Annotated in this window: 15 protein-coding genes; 3 read left to right on the top strand and 12 right to left on the bottom strand. The window is 74.2% G+C overall.

Going from position 1 to position 19833, the window contains the following annotated elements:
* Nucleotides 1–12: 12 nt before the first annotated feature.
* The 7 genes from SNE206_RS03020 to SNE206_RS02990 form a co-directional block, all read right to left on the bottom strand.
* The gene (locus SNE206_RS03020; RefSeq protein ID WP_407911976.1) at nt 13–1269 is read right to left on the bottom strand and encodes an SLC13 family permease; all 1257 of its coding nucleotides are present in this window, start codon (nt 1267–1269) and stop codon (nt 13–15) included.
* Between the two features lie 164 nt (nt 1270–1433).
* On the bottom strand, nt 1434–1925 hold the full coding sequence (locus tag SNE206_RS03015; protein ID WP_407911743.1) for a nucleotidyltransferase domain-containing protein: 492 nt from the start codon (nt 1923–1925) through the stop codon (nt 1434–1436).
* Between the two features lie 85 nt (nt 1926–2010).
* Nucleotides 2011–6207: a molybdopterin-dependent oxidoreductase gene (locus SNE206_RS03010; RefSeq protein WP_407911742.1), complete on the bottom strand. Its 4197-nt coding sequence runs from the start codon at nt 6205–6207 to the stop codon at nt 2011–2013.
* Between the two features lie 258 nt (nt 6208–6465).
* Nucleotides 6466–6759 carry an SHOCT domain-containing protein gene (locus tag SNE206_RS03005; protein ID WP_407911741.1) on the bottom strand — a complete coding sequence of 98 codons (294 nt, stop codon included), beginning with the start codon at nt 6757–6759 and terminating at the stop codon, nt 6466–6468.
* A 36-nt stretch (nt 6760–6795) separates the two neighbouring features.
* A complete protein-coding gene (locus SNE206_RS03000; protein ID WP_407911740.1) occupies nt 6796–7242 on the bottom strand; it encodes a DUF6325 family protein in 447 nt (148 codons plus the stop codon).
* A gap of 185 nt (nt 7243–7427) precedes the next feature.
* Complete coding sequence (locus tag SNE206_RS02995; RefSeq protein WP_407911739.1) at nt 7428–9113, bottom strand: methyltransferase; 1686 nt, start codon at nt 9111–9113, stop codon at nt 7428–7430.
* Between the two features lie 38 nt (nt 9114–9151).
* Nucleotides 9152–10339 carry a 4-hydroxybenzoate 3-monooxygenase gene (locus SNE206_RS02990; protein ID WP_407911738.1) on the bottom strand — a complete coding sequence of 396 codons (1188 nt, stop codon included), beginning with the start codon at nt 10337–10339 and terminating at the stop codon, nt 9152–9154.
* A gap of 361 nt (nt 10340–10700) precedes the next feature.
* On the opposite strand from SNE206_RS02990, the gene SNE206_RS02985 reads away from it, so the two are divergent.
* The 3 genes from SNE206_RS02985 (at nt 10701) to SNE206_RS02975 (ending at nt 13872) form a co-directional block, all read left to right on the top strand.
* Nucleotides 10701–12110 (top strand): family 2B encapsulin nanocompartment shell protein, encoded by a 1410-nt coding sequence (locus SNE206_RS02985; protein WP_407911737.1) that lies wholly within the window; start codon nt 10701–10703, stop codon nt 12108–12110.
* A 133-nt stretch (nt 12111–12243) separates the two neighbouring features.
* Nucleotides 12244–13026 carry a hypothetical protein gene (locus SNE206_RS02980; protein ID WP_407911736.1) on the top strand — a complete coding sequence of 261 codons (783 nt, stop codon included), beginning with the start codon at nt 12244–12246 and terminating at the stop codon, nt 13024–13026.
* A gap of 84 nt (nt 13027–13110) precedes the next feature.
* Nucleotides 13111–13872, top strand: coding sequence for a hypothetical protein (locus SNE206_RS02975; protein WP_407911735.1), 762 nt, complete (start codon nt 13111–13113; stop codon nt 13870–13872).
* A 93-nt stretch (nt 13873–13965) separates the two neighbouring features.
* Here SNE206_RS02975 and SNE206_RS02970 read toward each other — a convergent pair whose 3' ends face one another.
* From SNE206_RS02970 to SNE206_RS02950, 5 genes are all read right to left on the bottom strand, one after another.
* Complete coding sequence (locus SNE206_RS02970) at nt 13966–15099, bottom strand: FAD-dependent monooxygenase (RefSeq protein WP_407911734.1); 1134 nt, start codon at nt 15097–15099, stop codon at nt 13966–13968.
* Nucleotides 15100–15184: 85 nt separating this feature from the next.
* Nucleotides 15185–15751 carry a GTP-binding protein gene (locus tag SNE206_RS02965; protein WP_407911733.1) on the bottom strand — a complete coding sequence of 189 codons (567 nt, stop codon included), beginning with the start codon at nt 15749–15751 and terminating at the stop codon, nt 15185–15187.
* Between the two features lies 1 nt (nt 15752).
* Entirely contained in the window at nt 15753–16109 is a 357-nt protein-coding gene (locus tag SNE206_RS02960) for a DUF742 domain-containing protein (protein ID WP_407911975.1), read from the bottom strand.
* Nucleotides 16110–16153: 44 nt separating this feature from the next.
* Nucleotides 16154–16591: a roadblock/LC7 domain-containing protein gene (locus SNE206_RS02955; protein WP_405010905.1), complete on the bottom strand. Its 438-nt coding sequence runs from the start codon at nt 16589–16591 to the stop codon at nt 16154–16156.
* A complete protein-coding gene (locus SNE206_RS02950; protein WP_407911732.1) occupies nt 16588–19227 on the bottom strand; it encodes a nitrate- and nitrite sensing domain-containing protein in 2640 nt (879 codons plus the stop codon). The genes SNE206_RS02955 and SNE206_RS02950 overlap by 4 nt, the downstream gene beginning before the upstream one ends.
* Between the last annotated feature and the right edge of the window lie 606 nt (nt 19228–19833).

The following is a 19833-nucleotide window of genomic DNA, read 5'->3' as shown; positions in this document are numbered from 1 at the left end:
GCCGACGCGCCCTCAGGTGCCGATCGTCCGCAGCGACACCCACAGCGCCAGGACGGCGACGGCCAGCGCCGCCGGCACGGTGAGCAGCCCGAGCCGGGTGAACTCGCCGAGGCGCACGTCGGTGTCCTGCTCCCGGACGATGCGCCGCCACAGCAGCGTCGCCAGCGAGCCCGCGTAGGTCAGGTTGGGCCCGATGTTGACGCCGAGGAGGACGGCCAGCACCGCGCCCGGCCCGGTGGGCGCGGTCAGCGGCAGCAGGACGAGCACCGCCGGCAGGTTGTTGATGAGGTTGGCGAGCACGGCGGCCAGCGCCGCGGTGCCCGCCAGCGCGGCCAGGGAGGTGCCGTCCGGGACGATCCGGCCGAGCCCGTCCGCCAGCCCGTTGTCGACCACCGCCCGCACGACGATGCCCAGGCCGAGCACGAACGCGAGGAACAGCGGGCTCGTCGCGCGCAGCACCCCCAGCGGCGTCGTGGTGCCGCGGACGAGCGCCCGCACCGCGAGCGCCAGCGCACCGGCCGCCGCCGCCCACGCCGGGTCGAGGCCGACCGCCGAGGTCAGCACGAAGCCCGCGAGCGTGCAGCCCACCGTGACCAGGGCGAAGAGCGGGAGCGGCGGCGGCGGTCCGGTCGGCGGCACCTCGGCGGGCGCGTGCAGGTCGGCCGCGAAGAACCGCCGGAACACGACGTACTCGGCGAGGATCGCGACCAGCCACGGCAGCGCCATCAGCGCCGCGAAGCGGGTGAAGCTGAGCCCGCTCACGGCGAAGGCCAGCAGGTTGGTCAGGTTGGAGACCGGCAGCAGCAGCGACGCCGTGTTGGAGAGGTGCGCGCAGGCGTACACGTGCGGTCGGGGCGGGGCGCCGAGCCGGGCCGCCGTCACCAGGACCACCGGCGTGAGCAGCACGACCGTGGCGTCCAGGCTGAGCACCGCCGTGGTCACCGACGCGGCGAGGAACACCTGCACGAGCAGCCGCTGCGGCAGCCCGCGGGCGCTGCGGGCCATCCAGGCGCCGCAGGCTCTGAAGAGCCCCTCCTCGTCGCAGAGTTCGGCGATGACCAGGACGGCCGCCAGGAAGCCGATGACCGGCCCCAGCCGGGCCGCCTCCTCGGCGACGTCCTCCGGCGGGATCGCCCCGAGGAGGATCAGCAGTCCGGCGGCGGGCACCGCGGCGGCGGCCTCCGGCCACCCCCAGGGCCGGACCACCGCACAGGTGAGCACGAGCAGCAGCAGAGCGGCCGAGACGGTCTCGGCCAGCGGGGTGTTCAGCACCGGGTCCTTCCGGGGTCGGGGGTTCGCCCCCATCGAAGCAGACCCGGACGGGCCTTCGGACGCACGGTGGCCGTGTGCCCGGCGCGGCTCCGCCCGAACGCGGCCGCGGCGGGGCCGCAGCCGTCCGCCGGTTGGGAGCGCGGGCGGTTCCGGAGCGCCGGTCAGAAGTGCGTCGCGATGCCGAACGCCCGGCGCAGGTGCGCCATGTCCGCCCTGTCCCGGTCGGCCGGCTCGTAGCCCTGGTGGAAGAAGACCTGCTGCGCGGCCGACAGGCAGGGCACCGGCACACCGAGCACCAGGCCGGTGACGAAGCAGTCCGCGGGGTAGGGGAAGGGTCGGTCCGGGTCGAAGGAACGCTGGACGGCACTGCCGTCGGGGGCGAACTCCAGCGGGTGCAGGTCCAGTTCGCGGCCGTCGGGGTGCGCCAGGACGAACCGCACCGGCCGCTGGTCGAGCGTCTGCACGAAACCGGCCGCGCCGAGCACGGCGAGCAGCACCGGCTCGTCGCGCACGTCGTGCATCAGGTCGGCGTCCCGGTGCGGCCGGGTCCGGGCGCCGAGCAGCGCGTCGATCCCCCAGCCGCCGCCGACCCACACCCGTACGGCGGACGCCTGCAGTGCCTCCACGACGGCGATCAGCTGTTCCCCCTGCACGTCCCGCTCCCCGTCCCCGGACCCCGCCGGCCCCCCGCCGCGCACGGCCGGGTGCGGGCGCGGACGGCGCGGTGCCGTCCCGGGGTCAGTACACGTCGCGGGCGTAGCGCTTGTCCACCGCGAGCTGCTTCACGTACGCGGCCGCGTCGGCCTCGCCGAGGCCGCCGTGGGCCGCGACGATGTCGCGCAGCGCCTGGTCGACGTCCTTGGCCATGCGGCCGGCGTCACCGCAGACGTAGACGTGGGCGCCGTCCTGGAGCCAGGACCAGAGCTGGGCCCCGTTCTCCCGCATCCGGTCCTGCACGTACACCTTGGCGCGCTGGTCGCGGGAGAAGGCGAGGTCGAGGCGGGAGAGCGTGCCCTGCTCGCGCAGGGCGTCGAGCTCGTCCCGGTAGTAGAAGTCGGTGGCGCGGCGCTGTTCGCCGAAGAACAGCCAGTTGCGGCCGCGGTGACCGCGGGCGCGCCGCTCGTCGAGGAAGCCCTTGAACGGGGCGACGCCGGTGCCCGGGCCGACCATGATGGCGGGGACGGCCGGGTCGGTCGGCGGACGGAAGTGCGCGGAGCGCTGCACGAAGATCCGCACGGGCGTGTCGGGGGCGGCGTCCGCGAGGAAGCTCGACGCGACGCCCTTGCGGCGGCGGCCCTGGTGGTTGTCGAACCGCAGCACGGAGACGGTGAGCTGCACCTTCGCCGGGTCGGCGAGCGGGCTCGACGATATCGAGTACAGCCGCGGCTGGAGCCGCTTCAGCACGTCGGCCCACTCCTGGGCGGTGGCCTCGACGGCGTACTCGACGACGACGTCGACGGCCTGCCGGCCCCAGCTCCACTTGGCCAGCTCACCCTTGTTGTCCGGGCGCAGCAGCTTGCGCAGCATGCGGTCGTCGGCGGTGCGGTCGGCGGTGAAGCGCAGCAGGTCGGGGGTGATCCGGGTGAGGTCGAGGTGGCGGTGCAGGGCCTCGCCGATGGTGATCCGGCCGTGGCCGTCGAGGTCGACCTCGGTGTCGGGGTGCTGGCCGGTGGCCTCCAGCCACTCGACGACGAGCTCGGGGCAGTTGACCGGCCAGACGCCGAGGGCGTCGCCGGCCTCGTACTCCAGCTGCCCGCCGCCGATGTCGAAGGTGAACTGGCGGACCTCCTTCGCGGCGCCGGGCAGGCTGAGCAGCCGGTTGCCGCTGAGGCGGGCGGTGTAGGGGGCGGCCTTGGTGGGGCGGGCCGCGGACGGCGGGGCGGCAGCGGCGGGCGGGCCGGCGGGGGCGGGGCCCGCCCCGGCGGACAGTACGGCGAGCACCTCGTCGAGCCACCGGTCGGCGCGCTCCTCGAAGTCGGGTTCGCAGTCGACGCGCGGCATCAGCCGGGCGGCGCCGAGCTCGTCGAGGCGTTCGTCGAGGCGGCGGCCGTGGCCGCAGAAGTCGTCGTAGTTGGAGTCGCCGAAGGCGAGGACGCAGTAGCGCAGGCCGTCGAGCCGGGCGGCGCCGTCGGCGGTGAGGGTGTCCCAGAAGTCGGCGCCGTTGTCGGGGGCGTCGCCGTCGCCGAAGGTGCTGGTGACGATCAGCAGGTCGGTGGTGGCGGTGAGCCGGTCCGGGGTGGCGTCGGCCATGGAGAGCAGGGCGGGGGCACGGCCGGCGGCGGTGAGGCGGGCCGCGGCGGCGACGGCGAACTCCTCGGCGTTGCCGGTCTGCGAGGCGTACAGCACGACCAGGCTCCGGCCGGGCACGGCGGCCGCGGCGGGGTCGGCGGCGGGCGCCTGCTGCGGGGCGGCGCTGCGCGAGAACAGGCCGGCCAGGACGCCGTCGACCCACAGTGCGTGGGCCGGGTCGAACGGGGCACTGTCGGGGAGCACCGGCACGGTGCCGACGGCGGTGGCGGTCGTCGCGGAGCCCAGCCCGGCGAGGTAGCCGGAGAGGTAGCGCCGCTCGTGGTCGGCCAGCGCGGGCGGGGCGAAGTCGGTGAGCGAGAACAGCTCGGTGAGGACGGCGACCGCCGAGCCGCCCGCGGCGGCCAGGGCGGCGCCCTGCGCGGCCGCGGCACCGCGGACGTCCGCGGCCGGGTGCGCGGCCTCGGCGGCGGGCGCGGGCCCGGCGGCCCGGACGGCGGCGACCCGGGTCAGCGAGACGGCGCAGGCCTTGAACTCGGGCTGGAAGGAGACCGGGTCGACGGCGTCGTTGGTGACGGCGTTGATGCTGAGGTACTCGCCGAAGAGGTCGTTCCAGTGGAACGGCGCGAAGCAGGCGCCCGGGCTGACGCGGTCGGTGACGCGGGCCGGCAGCACGGCCCGGCCGCGGCGGGAGGCGACCTCGACGTGGTCGCCGTCGGTGACCGCGAGGGCGGCGGCGTCCTCGGGGTGGAGCTCGACGAACGGGCCGGGGTCGAGCCTGTTGAGCTTGGCGACCCTGCCGGTCTTCGTCAGGGTGTGCCACTGGTGCTGGAGGCGGCCGGTGGTGAGGACGAACGGGTAGTCGTCGTCGGGGAGTTCGGCCGGCGGCAGGTGCGGGCGGGCGAAGAACCGGGCCCGGCCCGTCCCGGTGGGGAAGACGAGCCGGGGCCGGGTGCCGTCCTCGCGCTCCAGCAGGGTCTGGCTGACGCCGTCGTTGAGGTAGCGGATCGGGTTGCGGTCCGGGCCGTCCGCGGACGGGGCGGGCCACTGCACCGGCGTCTCGCGCAGCCGGTCGTAGGTGACGCCGCGCAGGTCCCAGCCGGTGGCCGGGTTCCAGGCCTGCTTGAGCTCCTCGAAGACGTCCTCGGCGCTCGCGTAGGTGAACGCGTCGGCGAAGCCCATCGCGCAGGCCACGTCCGCGATCAGACGCCAGTCCGGCAGCGCCTGGCCGGGCGCGTCGACGACGCCGGGCACCAGGGTCAGGTTGCGCTCCGAGTTGACCATCACCCCGTCGGACTCCGCCCACAGCGTTGCGGGGAGCACCACGTCGGCGTACGCGTTGGTCTCGGTCTCGGCGAACACGTCCTGGGTGATGACGAGGTCGGCGGCCTCCAGGCCCTCGATCACGGTACGGCGGTTGGCGACGGAGGCCACCGGGTTGGTGCAGATGATCCAGCACGCCTTGATCTCCCCGGCGGCCATCCGCTCGAACATCTCGACGGTGCCGGCACCCGCCTCCGTGCGCAGCGTGCCGGCCGCGACGCCCCAGAGGTCCTCGACGAAGGCGCGTTCGGCGTCGACGAGCACGGAGCGCTGGCCGGGCAGGCCGGGGCCCATGTAGCCCATCTCGCGGCCGCCCATGGCGTTGGGCTGGCCGGTCAGCGAGAACGGTCCGGAGCCGGGGCGGCAGATCGCGCCGGTGGCGAGGTGCAGGTTGACCAGGGCGTTGGTGTTCCAGGTGCCGTGGGTCGACTGGTTGAGGCCCATCGTCCAGCAGCTCATCCACTCGCCGGCCTCGCCGATCCACTGCGCGGCCTGCCGGATGTCCGCCTCCGGGATCCCGGTGATCGCGGAGACCGTGGCCGGCGGGTAGTCGGCGAGGAACTCGGGCAGGCCGTCCCAGCCGTCGGTGAACTCCGCGACGAACGCCTCGTCCGTGTGGCCGTTCTCCACCAGCAGGTGCAGCAGGCCGTTCAGCAGGGCCAGGTCGGTGCCCGGCCTGATCTGGAGGAAGAGGTCGGCCTTGTCGGCGGTGGCGTTGCGCCGCGGGTCGACGACGATGAGCTTCGCCCCCGCGGACCTGACCCGGTCCATCATCCGCAGGAACAGGATCGGGTGGCAGTCCGCCATGTTGGCGCCGATCACGAAGAAGGCGTCCGCGGCGTCGAAGTCCTGGTACGAGCCGGGCGGGCCGTCCGCACCCAGCGACAGCTTGTAGCCCGAACCGGCCGACGCCATGCACAGGCGCGAGTTCGACTCGATCCGGCTCGTCCGCACGAAGCCCTTCGCCAGCTTGTTCGCCAGGTACTGCGCCTCCAGCGACATCTGGCCGGACACGTAGAACGCCAGGGCGTCCGGCCCGTGCTCGTCGAGGATCGCGCGCAGCCGGCCCGCGACCGCGACGACCGCGGCGTCCACGTCGAGCGGCACGGGCTCCTCGTTGCGGTCCGTGCGGACGAGGGCGGTCTCCAGGCGTCCCGGGGCGGCCATCATGTCGGCGTGGGTCGCGCCCTTGGTGCACAGCCGCCCGGCGTTCGCCGGGTGGGCCGGGTCGCCGGAGGCCTTGGCGATCCTCCGGCGGCCGTCGGGCTCCCGCGTCAGGTCCAGCACCATGCCGCAGCCGACACCGCAGTACGAGCAGACCGTCCTCACCCGGCTGCTCCCGGTCCGCGGCTCCGGCACCGTCACGGCTGCCCCTCTCGTGGCCCCCGGCCCGCGACCCCGTCAGCAACGAACGGGGCCGACACGGCCGGCCGGGTGGGTCGCTCCCACCCGGGTCCAACGTAGGAAGAGCCTGTTGCGCATGTGTGACGTGCGCCGGTCCCGGGCCGTTACGCCTGCCGCACCGGTGATCGCCGCGCCTGTGAGGGGCACCGGCCGGGCCGGGGGCCGGACGCACCGCGGCGGCGGCCCCGCCGTGGGGCCGCCGCCGCGTGAGGGGATCCGTCAGCCGGCGAGGATCCGCTCCTTCTGCACCTGGAACTCGGCATCGGTGAGGACACCCTGCTCCTTCAGCGTGGCCAGCTCCTTGAGCTGGTCGATCCGGCTCTCCATGGTGGTCGCGGCGGGAGCGGCGGGCGGGGGCGGCGGCGGGGCCTGGTAGTCCTGCTGCGGCGGGGCCTGCTGGACCTCCTGCTGCGCCCAGCGGCCCTGCTGCCGCCGGGACACGCGGTTGGACACCGCCGTCGCGGTGCCCGCGACGACGGCCGTACGGGCGACTCCTCTGAGCAGTCCGGGCATCACTCTCTCCTCACTGGTCGCGGACGGGCGGCCGGGTCAGCCGCGGTCGGGGTCGAGCGCGTCGAGCACCTCGACGACGGCCTCGATCGGGATGCGGCCGCTGGCCACGAGCTGGGCCCCGCCGCGGCGGAGGGCCGTGGCGAACGGGGCGGCCCACAGGTTCTCGTAGATGAAGATGCCCGCGGAGTTCCCGGGCTCCAGCACGGCGGCGACCTCGTCGAGGTCGTCCTGGCCGAGCAGGCCGGAGGCGGCGCCCTCGAAGACGGCCAGGTCGAGCTGCCCGTCGCCGGTCATGTCGGCGATCTCCAGGCCGACGACCGAGCCGTCGGTCTCCTTCTTCACGAACATCAGGTCGATGATCCGGATGATGCCGCGGTCGACGAGGTCGACGAGCAGCGGAATGCCCTCACCGGTCATGCGGCTGCCGGGAAACTCGACGATCACGTAGTCGATCGGTCCCGCCTCGGTGGGTTCGTCGATCACATCGGCTCCTCAGGTGTGCGGTGCCGGCGGCCGTCGGACGATCCGGGGCCCGCCCGGGGAGCCGTCGCCGGCCGCGGCGGCCGGGGGCTCCCCCTCCAGGGTGAGGGGAGCCGGGCCGGGCCGCACCACCGGAGCCGGGCGGGCCGGCGGGCGGTTCCGGGCGGCCGCCGCCCGGAACCGGCAGGTCACCCGGCCCGTCGGGCGGTGAGGAGCGCCCCGCCGAGCGGCAGCTCGGCCACACCGGCGAGGGTGAATCCGGCCTCGGCGAGCAGCGCGGCGTAGTGCCCGGCCGTCCGCTCGCGGCCGCCGACGTTGCAGAGCATGTGGACGTCCCACGGCACCGCCAGCGACGGGTCCTCGCCGGGCCCGGGCAGGAGGCGTTCGACGACGAGGAGCTCGGCGTGCGCGGGCATCGCCGCGGCGAGCCGCCGCAGGATGCCCAGGCACTGCCGGTCGTCCCAGTCGTGCAGCACCCGGGAGAGCAGGTAGACGTCGCCGCCCTCGGGGACGGCCTCGGTGAAGTCGCCGGTCACCAGGCGGCAGCGGTCGGCGCAGCCGGCCTTGACCAGGGTGTCGCGGGCCGCCTCGACGACGTGGGCGCGCTCCAGCAGCACGCCCTCCAGGTGCGGGTGCGCGCCCAGGATCCGGCCGAGCAGCTCGCCGTTGCCGCCGGCGACGTCCACGACCGTCCGGGCGCGGGCGAAGTCCGCCAGCTCGGCGACCGGGCCGAACATCGCCGCCCCGGCCGCCATCGACCGGTCGAAGAGGTCGGCCAGCCCGGGGTGCCGGGCGAAGTACGGGAAGTGGTGCTCGCCGAACGTGTGGACGAAGGCGTCCCGGCCGGTGCGGACGGCGTACCCGAGCTCGCCGAACGAGCGGTAGAACGGGCCGCCGTACAGCAGGGCGAGCGGGTGCAGGGAGCCCTCGCCGCCGGAGCGGAGCGGCAGCCCGACCGGGGTCGGCCGGTAGGTGTCGCCGTCCGGGGCGAGCACCCCGAGCGCCGCCAGGTAGCGGAGCAGGCGCCGCAGGGCGTCGGGGTCGGTGCCGGTGAGCGCGGCGAGCCGTTCGGGGGTGGGCCGCGGGGCGGTGTCGAGGTGGTCGACGAGCCGGAGCTCGGCCGCGACGGCGACGGCCTGCGTGGCCCACGCCCCGGTCATCAGCTGCAGCAGCTGATCGGCGGGACGGTCGGCCGACCGCCCGTGGGCGGCGAGCACCCCGGGGTGGTGGCCCCGCGCGGTCAGCTCCAGCCGCAGGTGGCCGCGCTCGACGGGGGTGCGGAAGTAGAGGACGGTGGAGCCCTCGTACGCGTTGTGGCCGCCGCCGTCGGCGGTCGTCCGGCCGTCGGCGAGCAGCGTCGCCCGCAGCCCGGCGAGGACCACCGGGTCGGCGGTGGTGACCTCGAAGGCGACGTGCGCCTCGTGGTCGTGGGCGCGCTCGCCGGCGGCCACGGTGTCCAGCCCCGAGCCGGGCGGCACGGACAGCGCGAAGATCTCGACCTCGCACGCACTGCCGTCGGCGGCGGCCACCGGAGCCCGGAGGATGCCGACCTCCAGGGCGTCGACGGACCGCCCGTAGCGCCGGGCGAGGCGCTCGCGGACGACCACGCTGGGCGTGGCGGGCCCGGTGTCGAGGCCCTCCCCGCGCAGCAGCTCGGGCAGGCCGTCCTGCGAGGACGGGAAGACCAGCACCGCGGCGTGCGCGAAGGCGGTGTGGGCGGCCACGGCGTCGCGCTCCGCCCCGCCCAGGCCCGGCAGCAGCGCGGCGAGGACGCTTGCGGTGTCGTTGGCCGCGACGAACGCGGCGGCGCGGCGCACGCGGTCGAGGTCGGACGGGTCGAGGCGCAGCGGGGCTGCGCCGTACGGCGTGGTCATGCGGATCCCCGTGGGTCGATCGGTGAACGGCGGCGCGGTCAGATGCCGACGTAGTTCTCTGCGAAGTGGTCCTGGTGGCGGCGTGAGGTGCGCAGGCTCTCCAGCCGGGCCTGCTGGAGGGCGCGCAGGAAGACCGCCTCGTCGCCGTCGCCGGCGGGCCCGTGCAGGAGGCCGATCATCCAGTGCGAGAACTCCTGCGCGCGCCAGATCCTCGGCAGGCAGTCGGCGGAGTACCGGTCGAGCGGCCCGGTGTCGCCGCGCAGGCCCGCGACGAGCCCGGCGGCCAGGATCTCGGCCTCCATGACGGCGAGGTTGGCGCCCTTGGCCGCCGACGGGCTGATCAGGCTCGCGGCGTCGCCGACCAGGAACAGCGGGCCGTACCGGATCGGGTCGAGCACGTCGGACCCCATGTCGACGACCCGGCGCTCGACGATCGGGCCCTGCCGCAGCGGCCCGTGGCGGTCGGCGCGCATCCGGTGGTGCAGCTCCGCCCAGACGCGGTCGTCCGGCCACGCCTGCGGGTCGTCGCCGCGCGGGCACTGCAGGTAGTAGCGGGTGACGTCGGGGGTGCGGGCCATGTGCCCGGCGAAACCGTCCTCGTGCACCGCGTAGGCGACGGCGGCCATGCTCTGCGGGGCCTCGGCCAGCAGGGCCAGCCAGGAGACGCCGTGGTCGCGGCGGTAGCGGCGCACCGCCCCCGCGGGCACGGCGGCGCGGGCGGTGCCGTGCCGCCCGTCGCAGCCGGCGACGAAGCGGCCGTGCAGCCGGGTGCTCCCGCCGCCCGGGGTGCGCACGGTGACCGTCGGCCGGTCGGTGTCGAGGCCCGTGATGCTCTCGGCCGCCGTGTCGAACCGCAGGTCGCCGCCGCGGGCCAGGAACGTGGCGACCAGGTCGCGGACGAGGTGCTGCTGCGGGTACACGGTGTGCACCTCGCCCCGGCCGAGGGCCGCGTAGTCGAGGTCGAACGCGCCCGCGGCGGTGCGGAACGAGCAGGTGTGGTGCTGCTGCCCGTCCGCGGCCAGGCCGTCGGCGAGGCCGTGCCGGGTCAGCACCCGCACCGTGTGCGCGGCCAGGAAGCCCGCGCGCGCCCGCTGTTCGACGTGGGCCCGGCTCCGCCGCTCCACGACCACGCACTCGACGCCCGCCGCGAGCAGCAGATTGCCGAGCACGAGACCGGCCGGCCCCGCCCCGACGACCACCACGGCCGTGCTCTCCCCGCTGTCCATGCCCGTCCCCCCGTACTGCGCCGGAGGACGTTCCCCCCGGCACTGCTGACTTCCTATCAGGTGCCGCCCGGAATCCGGTAACCGGTGCCCGCCAGGTGCAGTACACCGCGACCCGCCGGCCGTTTCGGTCACGCCCGGTCAACGCCCGGAGATCAGTGATCAATCCTCCACCCCGGTTTTTTCACACTATGGGGTGGTGCCGCGTCCTCCTGACGGATCAAGGCCCGGAGACGATCTAGTGTTCCGGTCTGGGTGGCCCGGCCGATGCGGGGACGCCATCTTCCCTTCCCTGAAGAAGATCTGACGCCGCGCCATGCCCGGAAGAGCGGGCGGCGGCACCACACGAAGGAGAACCCTGCCGATGTCCGTGGACGCGAGCCCGGAGGCACCGCAGGTGCAGCAGCAGTCCAGCCTTGCCACGGCTGCCGCCCGAAATCTCGCCACGACCACCAAGTCCGCGCCGCAGATGCAGGAGATCACCTCCCGCTGGCTGCTGCGGGTGCTGCCCTGGGTGCAGACCTCGGGCGGCACCTACCGGGTGAACCGCCGGCTCACCTACACCGTCGGCGACGGCCGGATCGAGTTCGTCAAGACCGGATCCCGGGTCCGGGTGATCCCCCGCGAGCTCGGCGAACTCGCCCTGCTGCGCGGCTACGACGACGTCGAGGTGCTGACCGCGCTGGCCGACCGCTGCGTGCAGCGCGACTTCGGCCCCGGCGAGGTGCTCGTCGAACAGGGCAGCCCGGCCGAGCACATCCACCTGGTCGCGCACGGCCGGATCAAGCAGATCGGCACCGGCCGGTACGGCGACTCCACCACGCTGGAGGTGCTGGGCGACGGCGACCGCTTCGGCGAGTCCGCCCTGCTCGACCCGGACGCCGCCTGGGAGTACACCGCCACCTCCACCACCGCGGGCACCGTGCTCACGCTCTCCCGCCGCGAGTTCGAGGCCGTCCTCGACGGTGCGCCGAGCCTGCAGGCGCACCTGCGGGAGTTCCTCTCGCTGCCGCACCAGCGGCAGAACGCCCGCGGCGAGGCCGAGATCGCCATGTCGGCCGGCCACACCGGCGAGGTGCAGCTGCCCGGCGCCTTCGTCGACTACGAGCTGCGCCCCCGCGAGTACGAGCTGAGCGTCGCCCAGACCGTGCTCAAGGTGCACACCCGGGTCGCCGACCTCTACAACCAGCCGATGAACCAGATCGAGCAGCAGCTGCGCCTCACCATCGAGGCGCTGCGCGAGCGGCAGGAGTACGAGCTCGTCAACAACCCGGAGTTCGGCCTCCTCAACAACGCCGACTTCGCGCAGCGCGTCCAGACCCACTCGGGCCCGCCCACCCCGGACGACCTCGACGAGCTGCTCAGCCGCCGCCGCGACTCGGACTACTTCCTCGCCCACCCGCGGACCATCGCGGCCATCGGCCGCGAGCTCAACTCCCGCGGGCTCTACCCGGACCACGTCGACCTGCACGGCCACCAGGTGCCGGCCTGGCGCGGCGTGCCGATCCTGCCGTGCGACAAGATCCCGATCACCAAGGAGCGCACCAGCTCGATCCTGGTGATGCGCACCGGCGAGGACAACCAGGGCGTCATCGGCCTGCACCAGACCGGCATCCCGGACGAGTACCAGCCGAGCCTGTCGGTGCGGTTCATGGGCATCGACGAGAAGGCGCTGATCTCGTACCTGGTGACCGCCTACTACTCGGCGGCCATCCTCGTGCCGGACGCGGTCGGCGTGCTGGAGAACGTCCAGATCGCGAACGGCCGCAGCTGACCGGGTGGCGGCCGTAACCCGGCCGCCACGAACCGGGTTGACCTGGTGCCGGGCGGCCCCGTCGAGCCGCCCGGCACCAGCCGTGCACGCTGCACACCCCGATCCCCCGACCCGGAAGGGCACGAAGGACACCATGCCGGAACCGTTCACGCCGACGGGCCGCCCCGCCCGCCTGGCCGGGGCCGTGCTGGGGGCGACCGCGGCCTGTGCGCTCCTGACGGGCGCCGCCGGCGTGCCCCACGGGCCGGCGGTCGAGGTCACGACCTGCACGTCCGTGGCGGTCGAGGTCTCGGACACCGCCGTCGCGGTCGGCACCACGAGCGTGACCGAGGTGCACGTCGAGGGCTTCCTCGACCTCCGCACGGAGACCGTCACCGGCACCCGGGTCGACCTGCCGTACGCCGGCCAGGGACACCCCGGCCGCCCGGCGCACCCGACCCGGCCGCCGAAGCACCCCGCGCACCGGCCGCCGAAGCACCCCAGGCCCCCGAAGCCGTGCCCGCCGCCGAAGCCGACGCCCTGCCCCACGCCGACCGCGACGCCCACACCGACACCGACCCCCACGCCGACACCGACGCCTCCGGCTCCCGAGCCGACGCCGACGCCGAAACCGGTGCCGAAACCGGTGCCTCCGGCCGTCGTCCCGCCTGCCGCTCCCCCGCCCGTTCCCCGGCCGAAACCTTCCTTCACGCCGCCCGCCCCGGTCGTCACCCCCGAGGCTCCCCCACCACCGCCGGCCCCCGCGCCGACACCGACGCCCCGCCGGATCCGCCTGCCGCTGTCGCCGCCCGCCGCCGCCCCGGTGCGGCATCGCAGCACGTCGCCGGTGACCACGATGATGCTCGTCACCGTGCCCGCCGTTCTCGCCGCCGCGGCCTTCAAGGCCCGTGGCCGGGGCGGCCGCGGGCGGTCCTGACCACCCCCGGCGGCCGGGCGCCGCCGGCCCCCACCGACCGCCCCCGCCGGGGCGGCCGTCGTCTTGTGCTGAACAGGAGTTGACATGTCGGAGTGGCTCGCCCTGGCGATCGCCATGACGGCGGCCTGCCTGGTCGTCGTCGCCGTGGTGGTGCTGCGCCAGCGCCGGGTGGGTGAGGACGACGACCCGTCCGAGACCCCGGACGTCATCGAGTACATCACCATGATGATCGGCGTCGTGTACGCCATCGTGCTCGGCCTCGCCATCGCCGGCGTGTGGGAGACCCGCAGCGCCGCGCAGGACGAACTGCTCAACGAGGCACAGGCGTTGCACGAGATCAGCGCCCGCGCCGAGATCTACCCCGCCGACTTCCGGGCGCGGGTCCGCGGCGACGTCGACGCGTACGTGTCGTTCGTCGTCGACACCGAGTGGTCGTACATGAAGGAGAAGGGCGAGATCTCGCCGCGCGGCACCGAACTGCTCGACCGGCTGCGGCAGGACGTCGCCTCACGCGTCCCGCAGTCCGACCTGGAGGCGCAGGTCTACCAGCCGGTCATGGACCGGATCGCGGCCACGGACGAGTCGCGCACGGCCCGGGGCCAGAGCACCGGCCCGTCCATGCCGGGTGTCGTCTGGTTCGGGCTGATCGTGGGCGCCGTGGTCACCGTGGGCATGATGTTCGCGCTGCAGATCCGGCGCTCCGCACGGGAGTTGGTCCTGGCCGGCACGTTCAGCGCGCTGATCGCCTTCCTGCTCTTCCTCATCTGGGACTTCGACGATCCCTTCGGCCGGGGCATCTCCGTGACGACGCAGCCGTTCCTCGACCTCTTCCCGTCCCTGAACTGACCGCACACCGCCGCACCGCGCGGCGACCGCGCGCACCACACGGAAGGGGCGGGACGGGAGGGCCCCCGTCCCGCCCCTTCCGTGGTGCAGCCGTCAGTACGCCTTGGCGAGGACGTGCGCCGCGCCGGGGATGCCGATCTTCAGCAGCTCGTCCTCCTCCGGCGTGGTCGCGGTGCCGGTCTCCTGCTTGAGCACGGCCCGCGAGAGCGCCTGGACGAACATCGCGCGCGGACGCCGGCGGGCCTCCCAGGCCTCCAGCGCGGACGGCACCGAGTCGGAGCCGTCCAGCGACAGGGCCAGCACGAGGGCGTCCTCGACCGCCATCGCCGCACCCTGGGCGAGGTGCGGCGTCGACGCGTGCGCCGCGTCGCCGGCGAGCACGACCCGGCCGACGTGCCAGGGCTCGTCCACCGTGACCTGGGAGATCCGCGAGTAGACCACCGCGGACGGGTCCGTGACGTGGGTGAGAGCCTCGGCGACCGGGCCGGAGAACGCCGACAGCCGCTCGGCGAGCTCCTCGTGGGCCCGCGCCGGGTCCGGACGGAAGTCCTCCGCCTCGGCGAACACCGAGCCCAGGTACATGTCGTCGGGAGTGATCGGCGTGAGCAGCGCCTTCGCCGCCTGGTTGCCGGTGCTCATCACGACGCCCTGCACGTCACCCTGGCGGGGCACGGTGACCCGCCAGTTGGCGAAGCCGGTGTACTCGGGGGCGTAGCGGTCGCCGTACAGCCGCTTGCGCAGCGGGGAGCCGATGCCGTCGAAGCCGACGACGAGGTCCCAGCGGCCGGTGCTGCCGTCGGAGAGGGTGACGTCGACACCCTCGCCGTCGTCGGTGAGGTCGGCGATCGTCGTGCCGAAGCGGATCACCGCGCCGGCCTCGGTGGCGGCCCGGCCGAGCACGGCGGCGAGCGCCGGCCGCGGGATGCCGTTGTTGGCGGGCGCCCCGTCCATCCGCGGCTGCGGGATCTTCGCCAGGACGGCGCCGGTGGGGTCGCAGATGGTGAGCACCTCCCACTCGAAGCCCTCGGCGAGGCAGGCGTCGAGCACGCCGAGCTCGCGCATGACGTGCAGGGCGTTCGAGGGCTGGATGATGCCGACGCCGAGGGCGTCCAGCTCGTCGCGGAGCTCGGCGACCTCCACGGTGTGGCCGCGGCGGGCGAGCGCGACGGCGAGGCTGAGGCCGCCGATGCCGCCGCCGTGGACGAGGACGCGCAGGGGTGTTGCCATGTCAGGTCTCTCCGGGGTTCTGGTGGCGGCCGGGCAGCGGCCGGCCGCGTGGAGCAGGAGACGGTGCAGGGGTGGAGCCGGCCGGTCAGCCGGCGACGGGCAGCGCCATCAGGTGGTCGACCAGGGAGAGCAGCACGTCGCGGTTGAAGGCCCGCTCGCGGACGTCGCCCACCAGCATCGGCACGTGCGGATCGAGGTCGAGGGCGGCCCTGATCTCCGAGGGGGTCCGGGTGTTGTGGCCGTGGAAGCAGTTGATCGCGACGACGAACGGGATGCCGCGGCTCTCGAAGAAGTCGATGGAGGCGAAGCTCGTCTCCAGGCGCCGGGTGTCGGCGATGACCACACCGCCGAGCGCACCGTTGACCAGGTCGTTCCACATGAACCAGAACCGCTCCTGGCCGGGCGTGCCGAAGAGGTACACCACCAGCTCGGGGCTGACCGTGATACGGCCGAAGTCCAGCGCCACCGTGGTGGTGTCCTTCTGGCCGACCCCGGCGAGGTCGTCCACGCCGACGCTGGCCGTCGTGAGGTACTCCTCGGTGCGCAGCGGGGCCACCTCGCTGACCGCGCCGACCATGGTGGTCTTGCCGACGCCGAATCCACCGGCGATCAGGATCTTGACGGCGGCGGCGCCCGCCTGGGTGTTCGTCATCTCAGAGCCTCCTCAGTCCCTCACGTACGGCGGCCAGCAGGCCGCGGTCGGCGCCGCCCGCGGCCCGGGCCACCGAGAGCGGGGCACGGGCCGTCAGGAGGCCCTGCTCGACGAGGTCGCCGAGCAGGATCTTGGTCACGGAGACCGGCAGGTTCAGGTCTGCGGCGACCTCGGCCACGGCCGCGGGGTGGCGGCAGCGGTCGACGATCATCCGGTGCTCCGGCTGGAGCCGGCCGGGCCGCACCGGGGCGCCGTACGCGTCGACCGGCTCCTGCACGGTGGTGAGCAGGGTGATGAGGGTGAAGTCGTCGCGCTCCGGGGCGGTGCGGCCCCGGGTGATGGTGTACGGGCGGACCATGCTGTCCGCGCCGTCGTCGGCCTCCTCCTCGTCCCAGTACGGGTTCACCCGCGCTGCCCGCCACGGCTGCCGAAGGCGTCGAAGTCGCCGCGCATCGGGCTGGTGAGCTTCTGGCCGACCTGCTGCACGAGGTTGTGCATGGCGAGCGACATGACCTCGGCGTCGACCTCCTGCGAGGCGACGACGGCCAGGTGGGTGCCCTGGCCGGCGGCGATGATGAACAGCCACAGGTCGGCGAGCTCGACGATCACCTGGTGCACGGGGCCGCCCGCGAAGAGCTGGCCCACGCCGCGCGCCAGGCTCTGCTGGCCGGTGGCGACGGCCGCCAGTCGCTCGGCGTCGGAGCGGTCGATCGTGCGGGAGTGGCTCACCACGAGGCCGTCGTCGGAGAGCAGGACGGCGTTTCTCGTACCGGCCACGGAGTCCACCAGGCCGTCGAGCAGCCAGTCGAGGTCCTGGTGGGTGGCGATTGTGCGCGTCATGACCGGTCTTCTCTCGTCGGGATGGGAGGGGTGTTCCAGGTGTCGCCGGCGTGCTGTCCGTCGCCGTGGCCGTCCGTGCCGGGCTGGGACGCGGTGGGCGCGTCGCCGGTACGGGCGGCCCGGGACCGCCGCTGGAACGCACCGATCGCCGCTCCGGCCCGTCGGGGGGCCGGCCGGAACAGCGGGTTCTCGTCCCAGCGCGGCGGCGCGGGCGCCGCGGGGGTGTCGTTCGGGTTGACGCGGAGCTCGTCCACCAGGCTGGCCTGGCGGACGCGCCGCGGCAGCGGGGGCTCGCCGCCGCCCGCACCGGCCGGCGGGCCGGACAGGTGCGGGCCGACCGGCACCGGCGGGTGCAGCTGGGCCGGGGCGGGCGGCTGCGCGGGCCAGGAGGCCGCGGTGACCGGCTCCGGGCGGTAGGGCTCCGGCAGGCCGTAGGAGGCCTGCGGCGCCGGGTAGTTGACGTCGTGCTGCACCGCTGCCAGGAACGGGTCGTGCGCCGCCTGCGGGGCGTGGTCGCCGGGGAAGGCGGCCTCCGCGGGCGCGTACGGGCTCTCGGCGGGGGCGTACGGGTCCTCGATCGGCACGTACGGTCCCTCCTGCACCGGGTGGGGTTCCGGTGCGCCCGGCATCAGCGCGGGTGCGGCGGACGGGCCGCCGGACTGCGCCGCGGTGACCCCGGCGAGTGCGCGGCCGCGGGAGCGGACCGGCAGGCCCTCGCCCTGGACCGGCGGCACGGCCACCGGGCGGGCGGCCGGGTCGGGCACGAGGAGGTCGTCGGGGACGAGCACGACGACCCGGGTGCCGCCGAAGGCGGACTGCCGGAACTCGACCCGCAGGCCGTTCTGGTCGGCCAGCCGGGCGACGACGTAGAAGCCGAGGCGGATGTCGTCGCCGCGGGCGAGGACGTCCGCGCGCGGCGGACGGGTCATCAGCTCGTTGGCCTCGTCGATCTGTTCCTCGTCCATGCCGAGGCCGCGGTCCTCGACCTCGATCGCGACGCCGCGGCTGACCCGCCCGGCCCGCACCTCGACCGGGTTCGGCGGACGGGAGAAGCTGAGCGCGTTCTCGATCAGCTCGGCGATGACGTGCGCGACCGGGCCGACCGCCCGCTCGGAGAGCCAGGGGCTGCCGTCGAGGTCGATGACGACCCGGCGGTAGTCCTGCACCTCGCCCTGCGCGGCGCGCATGACGTCGAGCAGCGGGACGGGCTTGCGCCAGCGCCGGTGCGGGGTGCCGCCGGCCAGGATGACGAGGTTCTCCTCGTAGCGGCGCAGGCGTGCGGTGAGGTGGTCGAGGTCGAAGAGCCCTTCCAGGATCTCCGGGTCCTCGTGGCGGCGCTCCAGCTCGTCGAGCTTCTTGAGCTGCTGGCCGATGAGGAGCTGGGTGCGGCGGGCGATTCGCTGCAAGAGGCGTTCGAAGCCGCGGTGCTGCTCGGCCTGCGCGACGGCGGCCTCCAGCGCGCTGGTGCGGGCGAGGTTGAACGCCTGCCCGAGCTTGGCGAGCTCGTCGTCCGTCCGGGCCCACGGGTCGCGCTCGATCGCCTTGGCCTGCGCCTCGACGTCGATCTGCTCGCCGCGGCCGAGGCGTTCGACGACCTCGGGCAGGGTGGTCTGCAGTTCCTGCGCCTGCCCCTGGAGCCGGCCGATCCGGCGGCGCAGCGTGCGGGTGAGGCGCCAGGAGGTGAGGACGACCATGACGACGGCGAGCAGGCCGACGACCGTGGTGAGGCCGAGCCGGATCGCGAGCGAGATGATGCTGCCCTGGCCCTCGTCGACGACGAGGCTGGTGCGGTGCTCCAGCAGCTCGACCAGCCGGGGGTTGGTCCTGTCGATCGAGGCCCGCCAGAGGCCCTGGTCGGTGCCGAGGGCGATCATGCCCGTGCGGTCCGGCTCGACGGGCTTCAGCAGGGCCTGCTCGGCCGTGGACTTGTCCTGCCACTCCTTGCTGCCCGCGATGACCTTCCACATCGCGGCCTCGGACTCGGGCAGGTAGGGGGCGATCTTGGTCTGGAACTGGAAGGTCTGCTCCGAGATGGCCTGCCGCAGCTGCTGCATGTCCTCGACGGAGAGCTTGCCGGTGGGCCAGCCACGGGCGAGCAGCGCGTCGGAGCGGGAGATCATCTCCTTGGCCCAGAACATGTCGACCAGCGGCTGGGAGATCGTGGTGATGCGGCCGTTGTCGACGTGGCTCAGCGAGGAGAAGAGCCGGAGGTCGACGGCGATGAGGTCGGTGTAGTAGCGGTAGACCGTGGCCTGCTGCTCGCTGCCGCCGGTGTCGACTAGGGCCCGCTGGGCGGGCAGCTGGTTGATCGCCTGACGTGCCTCCAGGACGGCCTCGCGGACCTCCGTCGGAGCGTCGTCGGCGGTGACGCCGGAGAGCGACTGGAAGACCCGGATCGCGTCGTCCGTCTTCGTCCGCTGGGTGCGGAGCGCGGAGCTGACGCCGCTGTGGGTGGCGAGGACGTCGGCGCTGAGGCGCCGCTCCTCCTGCAGGTTGTAGTAGACGATGTTGGACGGCTGGCCGGCCTTCTGAGCGAGCAGGCCCTGGGCGGCCTGGCGCTGGAAGTCGAGCAGGAGCTGTCCGCTGGTGACCGCCCACAGGGCGGCCAGCGCCACTCCGGGGACGATCGCCAGCACGAGCAGGGTCGCGCGGAGCGACAGCCGGCCCGTGATGATCCGCCGAGACGCGCGCGTGCGCAGGGCATTCTCCTTGGAGATGACGCCAGTCGTTCGGAACTGGTCGAATCTGATAAGGACTCTGACGGATGGATATTAGCCATACCGTATAACGGTAGTGAAAACTCCCCCGCCGCAGACCGCCGGATCGGCGGCCTCCTGAGCCCCGAACACCCGCCCCGATCAGGCACGATGGGATACAGGTCGGCCCAACGCCCCACCTGACGGCGGTCCTTCAACTCCGGCCCTGCTCACAGGTCCCGAACTGCGTTCAGGGACAGCGGGAGTGGGACCGGCCAACCCGACGGACACCGCGGAGATCCACCGACGGCCGGCCCGGAAGGCGCCTCGGAGTGTACCCCTCCCGATGACGGGCACTGAAGTGGTCCTGTCAGATTTCACCGAACCGTCAACCGCCGTCATCGCCCGGAAATCATCACGGGTAATCAACTCCGGGTGCAAAACGGAAGGAAAACGCCCAGGTCACGGCCGCACAACGGAAGGTGCGGGAGGGTCCGGCCGGCCCGCCGGGACGGGGCCTCCCGGTCGGCGGACGCGCCGTCACCG

It is taken from the genome of Kitasatospora sp. NE20-6, assembly GCF_045862635.1.
Note: the sequence above shows the minus strand (reverse complement) of the source record. Positions and strands in the feature narration are given on the sequence as shown.